The organism is Actinocorallia sp. A-T 12471 (genome assembly GCF_033875155.1).
Classification (GTDB): domain Bacteria; phylum Actinomycetota; class Actinomycetes; order Streptosporangiales; family Streptosporangiaceae; genus Actinocorallia.
The window spans coordinates 556,465-571,614 of the sequence record NZ_JAWZTE010000004.1 but is presented as its reverse complement, the minus strand read 5'-3'; the positions used below and the strand labels follow the sequence as shown (position 1 = coordinate 571,614).

The window sequence follows — 15,150 nt, the reverse complement described above, 5'->3', positions numbered from 1 at the left end:
GCCCTCTCCTTCCCCGGCCGCCAGTTCAGCGCCGCAGCCCCGGCAGCACCTCGCCGCCGACGGACTCGATCAGCTCATACGGCAGGTCGTAGGACCCGACATGCTGGAGGTACACCCCCGCGATCCCCGCCGCGCCGAGCCCCTCCAGCCGCGCGGTGATCTCGGCGGCCGTGCCGAACAGGCAGAACGACCGCGCGAACGCGGCGGCCGCCGCGTCGCTGACCCACCGGGAGCAGATCTCGACCGCGCGATCCCAGTCCTCGGCGTGGACGAGATCGGGGTAGACGCCCTCGATTCTGGCGGGCACGTCGCCGAGTTCGATCCCGGCGAGCGCGAGCGCCTTCGCCCCGCCCGTCCCCGCGATGCCCGCGACGATCGGCTTGAGCCGCCGCGCCGCCTTCTCGACGTCGTCGGTGACCGCGCAGAACGCCGACGCGACCAGCGGCACAGGCCCGCGCCCCGCCGCCTCGGCACCCTCGCCGACCCGGCGCGCGGCGTCGGCGAGCGTGGCGTCGGATATCCCGCTGAGCAGCAGCGCCCCGTCGGCTATCTCCCCGGCCAGCCGCAGGTTGCGCGGCCCGCTCGCGGCCATGACCAGCGGCACCTCGACGGGGTCGCGCAGCCGCGACACCGTGCCGTTGAAGTCGACGTCTTGGCCGGCGAGCAGCGCGCGCAGCGCGGTGAACCCGTCGCGCATCCGCGCGCCGGTGCTCGGCGGCAGCCCGACTGGCCCGACCGAGCTGTTGCCGACCCCGATCCCGAGGGTGAACCTGCCGGGCGCGAGTTCGGCGACGCTGCGCGCGGCCGACGCCACCACCGCCACGTGCCGTGTCTCCAGGTTGGTCACCGCGGTGCCGAGCCCGATCCGCGACGTGCTGAGCGCGGCGGCCGTGAGCGTCGTGTACACGTCGCGCCACAGCAGCTGTGAGTCCGGGAGCCACGCCTCGGCGAAGCCGAGCTCCTCGGCCCGCGCGACCGCCGCCGCGACCGCGTCGGCGCGGGCGCAGGGCGGGACGCGGACGCCGATCCTTGGCGCGGTCACGCCGCGCCAAGGAACGCGAGGTTCAGCGCGTTGAACCTCGCGGCGTGCTCGTGCTGCGGCCAGTGTCCGCACTCGGCGAAGACCTCGAGCCGGGACCCGGGGATCGAGGCGTTCATCCGGTGCGCCTCGGGCACGTCGCCGAACGGGTTCTGCGCGCCCCACACGATGAGGGTCGGCGCGGCGATCCGCGCCATCTGCTCGGGCGTCAGCAGGTCTTCGCGCCGGTTCTCCATCTGCTGAAGGCACAGCAGGTTGTCGATCCCCTTGACGAACTCGGGCCGGTGGTAGATCGCGTGCCTGACCTCCACGAGCTCCTCGGAGACGTCGGCCGCCGGGTCGTGCATGAGCAGGTGCAGGCGCTTGCGGGTGAGGTCGATGTCGTCGGTCTCCACCGCGATCCGGGTGCTGGTGCGGATGCGTTCCATCACCTCGGGGTTGGCGACGGTGCCGCCCGGCGCGACGAGGGTGATCCTGCCGACCCGGTCGGGGTGGTCGGCGGCGAGCCGTCCGGCGACCCAGCCGCCGAGGGACTCCCCGACGAAGTGGGCGCGCTCGATCCCGACGGCGTCGAGGTAGCCGAGGACGTGGTCGACGTAGCGTGGGATGCGGTAGGGCGCGTCGGGGCCGTCGGTGTAACCGTGGCCGATCATGTCGATCGCGTGGCAGGCGAAGTGCGCGGCGTGCGCCGGAATGTTCCGGACGAAAGCCTCAAGGTGTCCGCTGGTGCCGTGCAGGAAGACGACCGCCTCGCCTTCGCCCGCCTGAAGCGCGCGGGTGCGCAGCCCGTTCACGTCGACGTGGCGGACGGCGAAGTCGATCCCGGTCAGATCCGTCCAGATGCTCATTTCTCGCTCCTCCTGTTAGTTCTTCGGGTCAAGGACTGCCACGCCCATGCCGGTCAGCCACTCGTCCACCGCCGCGTAGGCGAGGGTGCGGCCCGTGCCGGGGCCGACGGCGGCGGCCATCGCCACCCACGACCTGATCTCCTGCGCGCCGTTCCCCGCGGTCTCGGCGATCTCGTCGTCGGTGAGGGCGAGCAGGTCCGTCAGCGCGCCGGTCTCCAGCAGGCCGAGCAGGCGGGCGTCGAAATCCGGGTTGATGTCGGGTTTCGCGGCGCGAATGATCTCGCGGCGGCGCACCTCGTACTCGCTCCATGACTCGCGGCCGTTCAGCCACGCCTCGACAAGGAACCTGTCGTCGTCGGTGAGCGCGTCGAACCACTTGGGCCACGGCAGCCGGTGCGACAGCCCGCCCGACGCGATCACCACGACCCGCTTGTCGCGCCCGTCGCTCCGGATCGCGTCGCCGAGGGCCGCGCCGAGGTCGTGGCAGCGCCGCAGGGACGGCAGCGGCGGCGCGAACATGTTGAGCACGACGGGCACGATCGGCACGTCGAGGCCGGGCGTCAGGTACTGGAGGCTGTGGGTGATGCCGTGGTCCACGGTCAGCCGCAGCGAGAAGGCGGGGTCGAAGCCCGCGCCGACCAGGGAGTCCACGAGGTGGCGGCCGAGCGCGGCGTCAACCGGCAGCGGCCCGCCGGGCGTGCCCGCCTCGCCCGCTCCGTCGACCTCGCCGACGCCGAGCGTGAACGCGGGCATCAGGTCGAGGAAGAACCCGCGGAAGTGGTTCGAGCCGAGGACGACGACGGCGTCGGGGCGCGCCTCGGCGACGAGGCGGCGCGCCTCGGCCAACCCGTCGCGGAACGCGTGCGCGCCGGGCAGGTGGTCGACCTCCGCCCAGTGCGTGTTCATGAGCGTGCTGTGCGAGGCGCCTACGCCCAGGACGATCGAGCTCACAGGGTCTCCTCCCGAGGACGGGTGCAGGTGTCCACGATGATCCGGACCAGCGCGCGCACGAGCCTGCGCGCCTCCCGGACGTCCACGACGTTCATGCCGGACGGGAAGTCCAGCGTCAGGGGGGCGTCGGGGCCGATCCGGTCCATGCCGGTGCGCAGGGTGGACAGTCCCCGCGCGCGCAGGATGTTGGCGTCGGTCGCGCCGCTGTTGGCCACGATGGGCTCGTGCGGACGGCCCTCGGCCTCCTCCCACGCGGCCTTGCCCGCCCGGATGATCCAGTCGGACTCGGGCGTCGCGGTCCCGGGGATCGCGAGGGTCATCTCCCAGTCGAGGTCGATCTCCGGGTGGGCGGCGCGGATGCCGTCGATCGCGGCGGCGAACTCGCGGCGCGCCTCGGCGGGCGTGGTGCGCGGGCTCGTCCGCAGGTCGACGTGGAAGCGGCACGACGCGGGCGACAGCGACGCGGTGCGCCGCCAGCCGCCCTCGATCCAGCCGACGTTCCCCTGCGGCGCGACGAGCCCCGAGGTGTGCCGTGCCGCGTACCCCGGAAGCCACGCCTCAAGGCCCGCGATGACGGTCCCCGCGTCCACGATCGGGTTGCGGTAGGGCATCCTGTGGCGGCTGCCGACGTAGCTGTAGGTCCCCCGGACGGTCACCTCGAACCAGCACAGGCCGACCTCCTCCCACGCCGCGGTCCACCCCGGCTTGGCGATGACCGCGTGGTCGGCCCACACGCCCTGCTCGAGCATGAAGGAGCAGCCGTTGCCCTGGCCGGTGTTGGCGCGCAAGCCGGGCCTGGCGTTGGTGGGCATGCCGCCCGCGCCGAGCCCGACGAGCACGTCGCCGCGCAGCGGTATCCCGGCCGCCGCGACCGCCTCGGCGGCGGCGACGACCGCCGCGCCGTGCCCCTTGGGGTTGCTCGCGCCGAGCCCGATGACGAACGGGCCCGCCACGACGGGCTCGGGCCGCATGTCCGGACGGAGTTCGGGCCCGACCTGCGGGACGTCCTCGTCCTCGGAGCCGACGGTGAGGGTGTCGATCGGCGCGTAGAGCAGGAGGTCGGCCCCGGTGCCGTCGCCGCGCAGGCGTCCGACGGCGTTGCCCTGGGCCGCGTCGATCGGCTGGTAGCTGCCTTCCAGGCCGGCCTCGGTGAGCCGGTCGGCGAGCCAGCGCGCCAGCGGGCCCTCCTCGCCGGTCGGGCTGGGGATCGCCACCATCCCGGCGATGAGCTCGGTGAGCCGCGCGTCGTCGATCCGCGCGCGGGCCGCCTCCACCCAGGCGGCGCGCGTCGGATCGAGCGCGGCCTGGGCGTCAGGCATCCCGGCTCCCGGCCGGGCGCTCGTCGCGGACGACGGTGCCCGTCGCGTACAGGAAGGCGAGGCTCGCGGCGCGGCGCACGGGCTTGGCGGCGACGAGGCCCGCCGCGACCGCGACTGCGGTGAGGGCGACGGTCTTGCGGGACATGCGGTACCTCCAGGGGGAGTGCTCGGTCAGGAAGGGTCGCCGTCGAGGAAGGCGGCGACCGCGCGCGCGTAGGCGGCGGGCCGCTCCTCGGCGGGGTGGTGCGCGGTCCCGCCGAGGACGGCGAGGTCGGCGCGCGGGAGCCGTGCGGTGAGCGACAGCGCGTAGTCCGGCCCGGCGAACGGGTCATGCGCGCCCCACAGCAGCAGCACCGGGGCAGTCACCTCGGGCAGGACGGCAGTGAGGTCGCCGGGCGTACCGCGCCGCGCGGGCTCGGCGAGGAGCCCGAGCGCCATGGGCGTGGTCGCGGCGGCGTGCCGCAGCGCGACAGTCGCGTCGGGCAGCCGCGCCGGGTCGTGCCACTCGAGCGCCTCAAGCAGCGCGCGCATCTTGGCGGGGGACGGGCCGTCGCCGCCGTAGTACTCCGCGCGGGCGCGGAGCCCGAGCCCGAGGTCGGAGCCGACCCCGGGCGGGGCGGGGACGGGCTGGCTGCCGGTGACGACGAGCCGCCGCGTTCGCTCCGGAGCGCGCGCGGCCAGGGTGAGCGCGGCGAGCCCGCCGAGCGACTGGCAGACGAAGTCGGCCTCGGCGATCCCCAGCGCGTCGAGGAGCGCGAGCAGGGAGGTCGCGTGGAAGTCGGCGGGAGTGCCCTCGATCGCGGGCCCGTCGGACGCCCCGTACTGCGCGAGGTCCACCAGGATCAGCCGCCGTCCCACGGCGAGGCGGGGCACGACCGCGCGGAAGTCGGTCCACGCGGTGCATCCTGGCCCGCCGCCGTGCAGCAGGACCGTCGGACGGCCCGCCCCCGCCTCGGCGACGCTCAGGCCGAACCCGCCGACGTCCACGCGCCGCGCGGGCAGGGTGTCAGCGCTCAAGGCCGGTCTTCTCGCGCTGCACCCGCAGGCCGCTGCGCTCGATCAGCCGCCGCCATGCCGTCACCGACAGGTCGGGCCGGTACAGCTTCTCGGGCGGCGCGTCCATGACGTCGACCATCCAGGCGTCCTGGCCGGTGAACTGGCCGTGGAACAGCCAGCGAATCCACGAGACGTACTTGGCCTTGAACACCGACGCCTTCACGCCGCGCTCGAACCTGACCATGATCTGGACGTAGCGCACGTGGTCGGCGTCGACCGGGACATACCACTCGTAGTGGATGAAGTGCGGGTAGGCGACGCGTAGGAGCCCGGGAAGCCTGATCGACACGAAGCCGGGCAGTTTCATCTTCTCGATGACGGGGTTGATGTCGGCGGCCTTGCCGGGGTGGTCGGGCAGCGGCATCCGCTTCCACCAGCGCTTGTTCGTCCAGGTGCCGAGGCCGGGGAAGTCGGCCTCCCAGTGCACCTCGTCCTGGACGCGGATCAGCCAGCCGTCCTTGTCGGACTCCACGATCCGTGTCTTGTTCCAGGCGGGCATCACCTTGAACAGCCGCCACAGCGCGGTGTTGTGCAGGTACTTGGCGTGGCCCTCGTCGAAGCCGTTCTCGGCGGCGAACCGCCAGTTCCCGTCGCGGACGTCGGTGCGCCCGCCCATCACGAACGGGTTCTCCAGCAGCTCGCTCGGGATGTCGCGCTCGACGGGCGGGGGAGCGCCGTCGCCGACGTACACCCACACCAGGCCGAGGCGTTCCTCGATCGGGTAGGTCCGCACCGACACCTTGCCGCAGATGGGCGACTCGGGGCCGTCAGTGAGCGCGGCGCACAGCTTGCCGTTCTCCAGGTCGAACGTCCAGCCGTGGTACGGGCAGCTGATCGTGCCGTCGAACTCGCGGCGGCCGAGCGACAGCGGCACGCCCCGGTGCGGGCAGCGGTCGTGCAGCGCGCGCACCTTGTCGCCGTCGCGCACCAGCACGATCTTCTCGCCGAGCAGGGTGATCGCCTTCGGCTTCTGGCCGATCCTGCGCGCCCACTCCACGGGGTACCAGAAGTCACGGAAGCCGAGTTCCGCGTCGTTGTAGACCGGCCATGACGACCAGTCCTGGCCCGCGGGCTCGCCCTCGCCGGGCGCGGCGGCCGGGTCTGCCTTGACGGGCTTGGCGGGGGCGGCGGCGCGGCGGGGGCGGCGGCGGGCGGCGGGCGCCGGTTCCGGCTGCGTCGGCTGGTCAGCGATGTCGGTCATGGCCGGTCTCCACGGGGTCGTTCTTGGCGGTTCTGGGGCGGTTCGGGGGCGGGGGTCAGAGGTCGAGGACGAGGCGGTCGCCGAGGGTGCGGGACACGCAGACCATGAGGGTCTGGCCGCCCTCCTGCTGTGCGGGTGACAGCAGCGAGTCGCGGTGGTCTGCCGCGCCGTCGAGGATCTTGACCTCGCAGCTGCCGCAGATCCCGTCCTGGCAGGCGTTCGGGACGCTGATCCCGGCCTCCTCGAGACTCGTGAGGATCGAGCGGCCGGCAGGGACCGCGACGGTACGGCCCGAGCGCTCGCACACGACGTCGAAGCCGTGCTCGGCGGCCGGGTCGATGTCGAGCGCCTTGGCCTTGAAGCGTTCTAGGTGCAGATCATCGGCGCGGCCGGCGGCGGCGCAGCGCTCGGCGAGCGCGTCGAGCAGGCCGCCGGGGCCGCAGGCGTAGATCGCGGTGCCGGGCGCGGTCCCGGCGATCAGCGCGTCGAGGTCGAGCCTGCCGTGCTCGTCCTCGGGGACGACGCTGACCTTCGCGCCGTGCGCGGCGAGTTCGGGCAGGAAGCCCATGGTCGTGCGGCTCCTGCCGCCGTACACAAGCCGCCACTCGACGCCCTCGGCCTCGGCGCGGGCCAGCATCGGCAGCAGCGGGGTGATGCCGATGCCGCCGCCGACGAACAGGTAACGCGGCGCGGGAGCCAGCGCGAAGTGGTTGCGCGGGCCGCCGACCTCGACGAGGTCGCCGGGGCGCAGCACGTCGTGGATGTGAGCGGAGCCGCCGCGCGAGTCCTCCTCGCGCAGTACGGCGACCCGGTAGGCGAACCGGTCGGCCGGGTCGCCGCACAGCGAGTACTGCCGGACCATGCCGGGGAACTCGAGGTCGATGTGCGCGCCTGGCGTCCAGGCGGGGAGCACGCCGCCCTCGGGGTCGGCGAGGGTCACCGACAGCACGCCGTCGGACTCCCTGCGCAGCTGCTCGACCCGCAGTTCGAGCACGCCGTCGAGGTCCTCGTTCACTTCAACCTCCGGTCTTCCAGGGGGCCGTTCATTGATCGGTACTATGTACGGTTTAAAGTACGGTGTCAAGCGCGAACGGCCCCCACCTGCGTGAACGCCGCCTATACGGCGTCGAAAACCGCCTGTAGGGCAGCGCCGCGCTCACCGCGGGACAGGGCGAGGGAGAGCAGGATTCGCGCCTTCCAGGGGCTCAGATCGCCGGACGCGACGAACCCCGCCGCCTCCAGCGCGCGGTAGGGCACGACCCTTCCCGTCGCGACCCGCGTCGCCTGGCAGACGACGACCCCTGCCGCCGCCGCCCGCGCCAGCGCGGCGCGCTCGGCGGGCGCGGGATGGCCCGCGCCGAACCCGGCGTGTACGATCCCGCGCGCGCCCGCCGCGACGGCGGCGTCCACGAGCGCGCTGTCCGCGCCGAGATACGACACGACGACGTCGACGCGCGGCGGCTCGGCGGGTACCGCGTCGAGGGCGAAGCCGACCCCGCGCGGCGGCGGGAGACGGCGCAGCACCACACGTCCGTCGGCGTCGGCGAACCCGAGCGGGCCGTGCTCGGGGGCCTGGAACGCGCCGCGCCGGTAGGTCGCGGTCTTGGCGGCGTCCCTGGCCGGGAGCACCAGGTCGTCAAGCACCACCAGCACCCCGAGGCCGTGGACGGCACGGTCGGCGGCCACCCGGAACGCGCCGAGGAGGTTGCCCGGGCCGTCGCGTCCCGGCGCGGAGTCCGGCCGCATCGCGCCGGTCACCACCACCGGGACGCCGGGGTCGAGCACCAGGTCGAGGAACCAGGCGGTCTCCTCGAGCCCGTTGGTGCCGCAGGTGACCACCACGCCGTCCGCGCCGCGCGCGGCGTCCCGGACGAGGACGGCGAGGGCCCGCAGGTCGGCGAACGTCCAGGCGTGGCTCGGCGGGAGCTGCCCGCCGCCCGGATCGGCCCATGGCACGACCCTGACGTCGGCGACCCGCTCGATCCCCGGCAGCCCCGCGAGAAGCTCTTCGGGAGGCGTTCGCCGCCCGCTCGCCCCGTAGCCGACGAGGTCGAGCGGGTCGCGGGCGACCGCCTCGATCGTCCCTCCGGCCGCGATCCAGACGAGCGACGTCACGGGAGCGTCCGCAGGAAGCGGTCGACGGCTGCGGCGAACAGGTCGGGCCGGTGGTCGGGCGCGGGCACGCCCACCCCGGGGATCAGCTCGGTGGGCGCGCCGCCGAGCCCGGCGGCGAGCGCGGGCATGTCCGGCCGGGAGAAGTCATCGAGTTCTCCGCAGAGCACGAGCGCCGGGGCGCGGACGAGCCCGATCCGGTCCTCCATCCGGTAGGAGTTCACCGCGACGTGCCCCTCCTCGACCCGGTCCACGACGCCGAGCGCGTCGCGGACGAGCCGCTGGAGCAGGTCGGGCCGGTCGGCGGGGTAGAAGGACCTGCGGTTGTGCCACAGGTCGGCGAGGTGCGCGCCGTCGGGGGAGACCGCGACGTGGTCGATCGGCGGCCGTGCCGCGACCTTCGCCCGCCGCTCGGCGTCCACATAAGGGACGCCCGACAGGACGAGCGCGCGCACCCGCTCCGGAGCGCGCGCGGCGACCTCGGTCGCCACGACGCCGCCGGTGTGGTGGCCGACGAGCGCGACCCGGTCGAGCCCGAGCGCGTCGCACAGCCCGAGGACGCCCTCGGCGAACAGCTCGACCGACCACTCACGCTCCGGCCGGTCGGACGCGCCGAACCCGAGCGTGTCCATCGCGATCGCCCGATACCGCGCGCCGAGCAGCGGCAGCACGTCGCGGTACTCGTCCCACGAGCGCGGCGTCTGGTGCAGCAGCAGGACGGGATCGCCCGCGCCCTGCTCGGCGTAGTGGACGAGGCCGTGCGGGGTCGCGGCGTACGCCCGCAGGGGCGCACGCCGCGCCGCGTCACTTCGCGACATGCTCGCCATACCAGTCCTTCAGCACGACCTGCGCGAGGTCGGGCGTGCCGCTCCACAGCTTCTCGGCGGTGAAGAACTCGACTGTCGTCTTGTAGCTGGCCAGGTCCTCGTCGGTGAACCCGCGCGTGACGTAGTCGATCTCCTTGAACTGCGACAGCGACTGCTCCACCGGCAGCTTGATCGCCTTCTGGGTGGCCTCGGCGGCGCGCTGCGGATCGGCGCCGATCAGCTCGTCGGCCTCGGCGATGGCCGCGACGACGTCGGCGGCGGTGTCGGGGTTGGCCGCGAGCCATTTGTCGTCGGCCACGACCCACTGGTGGAACCACATGCCGAAGTCGCCGGTGACCGCGACGACGTGCGCGCCGTCGGCGACCGCGCGCGACGGCCACGGCTCGTACAGCACGAACCCGTCGACGTCGCCGCGCTTCAGCAGTGCGGGGATCTCGGGTGCCGACGACTTCACGAACTTCACGGCGGAACGGTCCACGCCCTGGCTCTCCAGGTACCTGACCGTGCCCATCAGCGGTGAGCCGTCCACGACCGCCATGCTCTTGATCTGCTTGGGGTCGGTGATCCCGTCACGCAGCACGACCTTGATGTAGCGGTCGGACTGCTGGAAGACCGCGATCGCCCTGAGGTTCTTGCTCTGGACGGCGTTGCCGAGGACCGTCGGGTCGGCGTTCGCGCCCATGTGGGCCGCGCCGGCCGCCACGGACTGGGTCGGCGCGGGCCCCCCTTCGGTCTTCACGAGCTCGACGTTGACGCCGTGCTTGGCGAAGATGCCCTCCTCGTCGGCCACGTAGAGCGGGCTGAACGCGACGTCGGCGCCCACGGCGAACCGGACGGTCGGCAGCGAGGAGTCGCCCTCGTCGCCGCCGCACGCGGTGAGCGCCAGCGCGAGGACTCCCGCGGACAGCGCGGCCGAAAGGCGGGTGAGCTTTTTGGTGGGCATGTGCCCCTCCTTCATGCGGAGTCTTGGGGGGAGCGGCGTCAGACCCTGACGCCGAAGCGGCGGAGGCCGCGCCCTGTGGCGAGCCGGACGAGCCGGTCGCACAGGAAGCCGAGCAGGCCGAGCGTGATGATCCCGACGAAGATCCAGTCGATCCGCGCGTAGTTGCGCGACTGCCAGATGAGCGCGCCGAGGCCCTCGTCGGCGGCGACCATCTCGGCCGAGACGATGGTGAGGAAGCTGTTGCCCATGGCAAGGCGCGCGCCGGTCACCACATGCGGGACCGACGCGGGCATGACGACCGAGTACAGCACCTGCCACCGGTTCGCGCCGAGGCTCGCGGCGGCGCGCAGTTTCGCGTCGTTGATCGCCATGACGCCGGCGATGGTGTTGATCGTGACGAGGAAGACCGAGGTGTAGAAGATCAGCACGATCTTCGAGGTCTCCCCGATGCCGAACCAGACGATGGCGAGCGTCACGAACGCGACGGGCGGGATGAAGCGGAAGAACTCCACATAGGGATCGAGGATCCGGCGGACGAGGCCGAACCGTCCCATGAGGATGCCGAGCGGCGCGCCGACGACGACGCCGAGCGCCCAGCCGATCGCGATGCGCTTCAGCGACGCCCACACCGACGTGCCGAGCGTCCCGTCGGAGATCAGCTCGACGGCGGCGTCGAAGGTGGTCTTCGGCGAGCTGACCATGTCGGGACCCGACGTCGCGGCGACGAGCTGCCAGACGCCGAGGCCGAGCGCCACCGACACCAGGTACAGCAGCGGCGTGCGCAGCCGGGAGTCGCGGATGCGCCGCGCGGCGGGCCTGCGGGCGTCCTGGGCCTTGCCGCGCGGGGCGGCCGTCGTCTGGGCGGTCACAGTTCCTCCTCGACGTCCGCGCCCTGCGCGCGCAGCGCCGCGCGGACCTCCTGGCTGATGTCGTCGCGCAGCCGCTGGTGCAGCAGCGCGAACTCCCGGCTCGTCTCGTCGCGGGGCCGGGGCAGGTCGACGTCGTAGACCGACTTGATGCCGGCGGACGGGCCCGCGCTCATCACCGCGACCCGGTCGGCGAGCAGGATCGCCTCGCCGATGTCGTGGGTGACGAACACGACGGTGCAGCGCCGCGCCCGCCAGATCCTGTCGAGCTCGCGCTGCATGACCTCGCGGGTCTGCGCGTCGAGCGCGCCGAACGGCTCGTCCATGAGCACCAGGCGCGGCTCGTTGGCCAGCACCCTGGCGATCTGCGCGCGCTGGCGCATGCCGCCGGACAGCTGGCTCGGGTACTTGTCCGCGGTGTGGCCGAGGCCGACGAGGTTCAGGTACTCCTGGACGATCTCGGCGCGGCGCGCCTTGGCGACGCCGCGCATCCGGGGCCCGTAGGCGACGTTGTCGCGGATGGTCATCCAGTCGAACAGCGCCTCGGTGCTCTGGAAGACCACGCCGGTGTCGCGGCGCGGCGCGGTGACGCGCTCGCCGTCGACGCGGACGTCGCCTTCGCTGGCCTGCTCGAACCCGGCGATCGCCGACAGGACCGTGGACTTGCCACAGCCGCTCGGACCGAGCAGGCAGAGGAACTCGCCGGGGGCGACGTCGAGGCTCGTGTCCGCGACCGCCTGGAAGGCCCCGAAGCGGATCCCCACCTCCCGGAGCGAGATCGCGGATCCGGGTCCCCGTCGCGCCTGTCCCGCTGTGCCGGGCGCCGTTTTCACGCGGACCCCAATGGAATCGGTCATAGGCCCCCTCCGGGCTTGTTTCGCGGCGGTGAAACCGCGTTCGTCGGCGAGACCGTACTTTGTACCATGCAGCAGTACGCGTCAAGAGTCGCCAGGTGGGGACATGTGACCGCAACATCGGAGAGTTGCGAAATAAGCTATTTGGGCCGTTGGTCCCGAATGGGGGTCAGTGGGTGTGGAGGAGGCGGGAGAGGGTGAGGGCGGCGGTGCGGACGGCGGCGGTGACGCGGTCGGCGGCCTCGGGGCCGCCCCGGTAGGGGACGGCGAGGGCGGCGACGGCGTGGCCCGCCTCGTTCAGCACCGGGCAGGCCACGGTGCCCTGGCCGCGCTCGCGGCGGTCGAGGGAGACGCCGGAGCGGCGGACCTTGGTGAGCCGCTGGGTCAGCAGCGCGCGCGGCACCCCGGCGGTGACGCCCGCGTCGATCGCGCCCGCGGACAGCTCGCGAGGGGAGAAGGCGAGGATCGCCCGGCCCGACGCGGTCGCCAGCGCCGGACGGCGGTCGCCGGGGCGCGGGGTCGCCGGAGCGCCCGCGGCGGGGAGGCTGTCGGCGCACACGACGTCCTGGCCGTCGAGGACCGCGAGCAGCACCCCGAGCCTGGTGACCTCCCGCAGGTCGCCCATGAGCGGGACGGCGGCGTCGCGCAGGCCGCGCCGCGCCATCCGGCGGCCGAACTCGAGCATCAGCGCGCCGGGGCGCATCCGGCCCGCCTCGCGCTCCAGCAGGCCCGCGTCGGCGAGCTCGTGCGCGAGCCGGTGCGCCGTCGACTTCGCCAGGCCCGTGCGACGGGCCAGCTCCGACGGCCCGAGCAGCTCCCCGGGCCCGTCGAATGCCTCGAGGATCGCCGCGATCCTGGCCCCCTGGCCCGTCTCACCGCGCGTCCTCGCATGCATGACGATCAACCTACCCGCCCTCCGGACGCCCTCGGACCGGTCGCCCATCCCGTCTGGCGGACCACCGCCCGGGTGTTCGGGTCGGGTCCCACGGGAATCGGGTGGCGTCCGAAAAAGATGGCCTAATGTCTCATTCATGAATGTGCAGGTGGGCGCGGAACGCACGCCCGACAGGACCGCGCTCGCGGCGGCCGCGATCACCGTCTTCTTCTGGGCCTCGGCCTTCGTCTCGATCCGCAGCGCGGGCGAGCACTACTCGCCCGGCGCGCTCGCCCTCGGCCGCCTGGCCACCGGCGCGCTCGTCCTCGGGATCTTCTGGGCGGCCCGCCGCGAGGGACTGCCGCCGCGCGCGGCGTGGCCGGGGATCGCCTGGTCGGGCGTCCTGTGGTTCGGCCTGTACTTCGTCGCGCTCAACTGGGGTGAGCGCGAGGTGGACGCCGGGACCGCCGCGATGCTCGTCAACGTCGGGCCGATCCTGATCGCGCTGCTCGGCGGCAGGTTCCTGGGGGAGGGGCTGCCCAGGACGCTGTTCGCCGGTCTCGCGGTGTCCTTCGCGGGCGCGGTCGTCGTCGGCTTCGCCGTCCGCGGCTCGGGCGACGCGTCGGTGCTCGGCGTCGTCCTGTGCCTGGTGGCCGCGCTGACGTACGCGGCGGGGGTCGTCACCCAGAAGCCCGCGCTCAGGCACGCGACCGCGTTGCAGGCGACGTTCTTCGGCTGCCTCATCGGCGCGGTCCTCACCCTTCCGTTCGCCGGCGTGCTGGTCAGCGAGGCCGCGCACGCCCCCGTCTCCGCCACGCTCAACATGGTCTACCTCGGCGTCTTCCCGACCGCCCTGGCCTTCACCACGTGGGCGTACGCGCTGTCCCGCACCACCGCCGGACGCATGGGCGCGACGACCTACGCGGTCCCGGCCATCGTCGTCCTCATGGCGTGGGCCGTGCTCGGCGAACTCCCGACCGCCGCCGCCGTCGCGGGCGGCGTCCTGTGCCTGGCGGGGGTCGCGATCTCCCGTCGCCGCTCACCCGCCCGCGCCGACGGGTGAGCGGCGGTCACCGGCCGCCGGGGTGAGGAAGACGGCGACGGCGAGGAACCCGAGCGGCACGAGCATCGCGCCGCGCAGGCCGACGGTCTCACCGAGGAACCCGAGCACCGGCGGCCCGGCGAGGAAGGCCACGTAGCCGATGATGGAGACCAGCGCGACGCGGGCCGCCGCGTCGGGCCCCGAGTCCCCGGCCGCCGACAGCGCGACGGGGAAGCCGAGCGCCGCCCCGAGCCCCCACAGGATCACCGCAGCTCCGGCGAGCAGCTGGTGGTCGGTGCCCGCGACGATCCCGAGCCCCGCGATCGCCGAGAGCGCGCTGGCCGCCAGTACCTTGACCCTGCCCCAGCGCCGCAGGACGGGGACGCCCGCGAAGCGCCCGACGGTCATCGCGGCGGCGAACACCGTGTAGACGGCAGAGCCGAGGGCCGGGTCGAGGCCGTGCCCGTCGACCATGAGCAGCGGAAGCCAGTCGTTGGCCGCGCCCTCGGCGAGCGCCATGGCGAGGATGACGCCGCCGATGAGCAGCAGACGCGAGTCGCGCCAAGGCGCGGGCCCCCGGACGACCTCGCCCTGCCCGTCGTGACGGGTGCGTCCCGTCCCGTCGGGGATGCGGGGGATCGCGAACGCGAAGACGGCGAGGGCGGCCGCGCCGACCAGCGCGAGGTGCCAGACGACGGGGAACTCCACGGCGGTGAAGCCGATCCCGGCGAGCGCCCCGACGACGGTGCCGAGGCTGAAGCACCCGTGCAGGACGGGCAGCACGGGCCGGTCGATCTCCCGTTCGACGTCCGCGCCCTCGACGTTCATGGCGACCTCGCCGCAGCCCATGCCGAGCCCGAACAGGAACAGCCCGAGCGTGACGAGCCAGCCGGCCGACAGCGCCGCGCCGAGGCCGACGGCGGGCACCGCGACGATGATGCCGAGCGTCCCGCCGACGATCACCGTCCGCGCCCCGAACCTGGCGACGAGCGGTCCCGAGCCGAGGATGCCGATCATCGAGCCGATGGACAGGCCGACGAGGATCAGCCCCATCTGGGCGGTCGAGGCGGCGAGGTGGTCGCGGATCGCGGGTGTGCGGGTGACCCATGAGGCGATGCTCAGTCCGGGGACGAAGAACAGGGCGTACAGGGCGAAACGGCGTTGGGTGATCGTGGGCACAGAGGGTTCCCCAGGCGAGCGTACGGAACAAGTGTGTAC

At 73.5% G+C, this 15,150-nt stretch carries 16 protein-coding genes; 1 reads left to right on the top strand and 15 read right to left on the bottom strand.

All coding sequences use genetic code 11. The features are described 5' to 3' along the window. Nucleotides 1-25: 25 nt before the first annotated feature. The 14 genes from R9X44_RS14950 to R9X44_RS14885 all read right to left on the bottom strand — a co-directional run bounded on the left by R9X44_RS14950 (nt 26) and on the right by R9X44_RS14885 (nt 12,911). Nucleotides 26-1,042: an LLM class flavin-dependent oxidoreductase gene (locus R9X44_RS14950; protein ID WP_319814738.1), complete on the bottom strand. Its 1,017-nt coding sequence runs from the start codon at nt 1,040-1,042 to the stop codon at nt 26-28. Next, entirely contained in the window at nt 1,039-1,887 is an 849-nt protein-coding gene (locus R9X44_RS14945) for an alpha/beta fold hydrolase (protein WP_319814737.1), read from the bottom strand. The genes R9X44_RS14950 and R9X44_RS14945 overlap by 4 nt, the downstream gene beginning before the upstream one ends. A 15-nt stretch (nt 1,888-1,902) precedes the next feature. Then, on the bottom strand, nt 1,903-2,838 hold the full coding sequence (locus tag R9X44_RS14940) for a hypothetical protein (protein WP_319814736.1): 936 nt from the start codon (nt 2,836-2,838) through the stop codon (nt 1,903-1,905). Continuing rightward, a complete protein-coding gene (locus R9X44_RS14935; protein ID WP_319814735.1) occupies nt 2,835-4,157 on the bottom strand; it encodes a peptidase dimerization domain-containing protein in 1,323 nt (440 codons plus the stop codon). The genes R9X44_RS14940 and R9X44_RS14935 overlap by 4 nt, the downstream gene beginning before the upstream one ends. Further along, nucleotides 4,150-4,302, bottom strand: a complete 153-nt coding sequence (locus R9X44_RS14930; RefSeq protein ID WP_319814734.1) for a hypothetical protein — start codon at nt 4,300-4,302, stop codon at nt 4,150-4,152. The genes R9X44_RS14935 and R9X44_RS14930 overlap by 8 nt, the downstream gene beginning before the upstream one ends. Before the next feature lie 26 nt (nt 4,303-4,328). Continuing rightward, nucleotides 4,329-5,174, bottom strand: coding sequence for an alpha/beta hydrolase (locus tag R9X44_RS14925; protein WP_319814733.1), 846 nt, complete (start codon nt 5,172-5,174; stop codon nt 4,329-4,331). After that, nucleotides 5,164-6,414, bottom strand: a complete 1,251-nt coding sequence (locus tag R9X44_RS14920; RefSeq protein ID WP_319814732.1) for a Rieske 2Fe-2S domain-containing protein — start codon at nt 6,412-6,414, stop codon at nt 5,164-5,166. The genes R9X44_RS14925 and R9X44_RS14920 overlap by 11 nt, the downstream gene beginning before the upstream one ends. Nucleotides 6,415-6,469: 55 nt before the next feature. Then, nucleotides 6,470-7,429, bottom strand: a complete 960-nt coding sequence (locus tag R9X44_RS14915) for a PDR/VanB family oxidoreductase (protein ID WP_319814731.1) — start codon at nt 7,427-7,429, stop codon at nt 6,470-6,472. A 101-nt stretch (nt 7,430-7,530) separates the two neighbouring features. After that, nucleotides 7,531-8,529, bottom strand: coding sequence for an asparaginase (locus R9X44_RS14910; RefSeq protein ID WP_319814730.1), 999 nt, complete (start codon nt 8,527-8,529; stop codon nt 7,531-7,533). Then, on the bottom strand, nt 8,526-9,344 hold the full coding sequence (locus R9X44_RS14905; protein ID WP_319814729.1) for an alpha/beta fold hydrolase: 819 nt from the start codon (nt 9,342-9,344) through the stop codon (nt 8,526-8,528). The genes R9X44_RS14910 and R9X44_RS14905 overlap by 4 nt, the downstream gene beginning before the upstream one ends. After that, nucleotides 9,331-10,296: an ABC transporter substrate-binding protein gene (locus R9X44_RS14900; RefSeq protein ID WP_319814728.1), complete on the bottom strand. Its 966-nt coding sequence runs from the start codon at nt 10,294-10,296 to the stop codon at nt 9,331-9,333. The genes R9X44_RS14905 and R9X44_RS14900 overlap by 14 nt, the downstream gene beginning before the upstream one ends. 38 nt (nt 10,297-10,334) lie before the next feature. Then, nucleotides 10,335-11,165 carry an ABC transporter permease gene (locus tag R9X44_RS14895; RefSeq protein ID WP_319814727.1) on the bottom strand — a complete coding sequence of 277 codons (831 nt, stop codon included), beginning with the start codon at nt 11,163-11,165 and terminating at the stop codon, nt 10,335-10,337. Further along, complete coding sequence (locus tag R9X44_RS14890) at nt 11,162-11,926, bottom strand: ABC transporter ATP-binding protein (RefSeq protein WP_319814726.1); 765 nt, start codon at nt 11,924-11,926, stop codon at nt 11,162-11,164. The genes R9X44_RS14895 and R9X44_RS14890 overlap by 4 nt, the downstream gene beginning before the upstream one ends. A 259-nt stretch (nt 11,927-12,185) precedes the next feature. Continuing rightward, a complete protein-coding gene (locus tag R9X44_RS14885; RefSeq protein WP_319814725.1) occupies nt 12,186-12,911 on the bottom strand; it encodes an IclR family transcriptional regulator in 726 nt (241 codons plus the stop codon). A gap of 136 nt (nt 12,912-13,047) precedes the next feature. Here R9X44_RS14885 and R9X44_RS14880 point away from each other — a divergent pair, with 136 nt between their 5' ends. Beyond that, nucleotides 13,048-13,953 (top strand): DMT family transporter, encoded by a 906-nt coding sequence (locus R9X44_RS14880; RefSeq protein ID WP_319814724.1) that lies wholly within the window; start codon nt 13,048-13,050, stop codon nt 13,951-13,953. Here R9X44_RS14880 and R9X44_RS14875 read toward each other — a convergent pair. Further along, nucleotides 13,930-15,111 carry an MFS transporter gene (locus R9X44_RS14875; protein ID WP_319814723.1) on the bottom strand — a complete coding sequence of 394 codons (1,182 nt, stop codon included), beginning with the start codon at nt 15,109-15,111 and terminating at the stop codon, nt 13,930-13,932. The two genes, R9X44_RS14880 and R9X44_RS14875, sit on opposite strands and share 24 nt — an antisense overlap. Between the last annotated feature and the right edge of the window lie 39 nt (nt 15,112-15,150).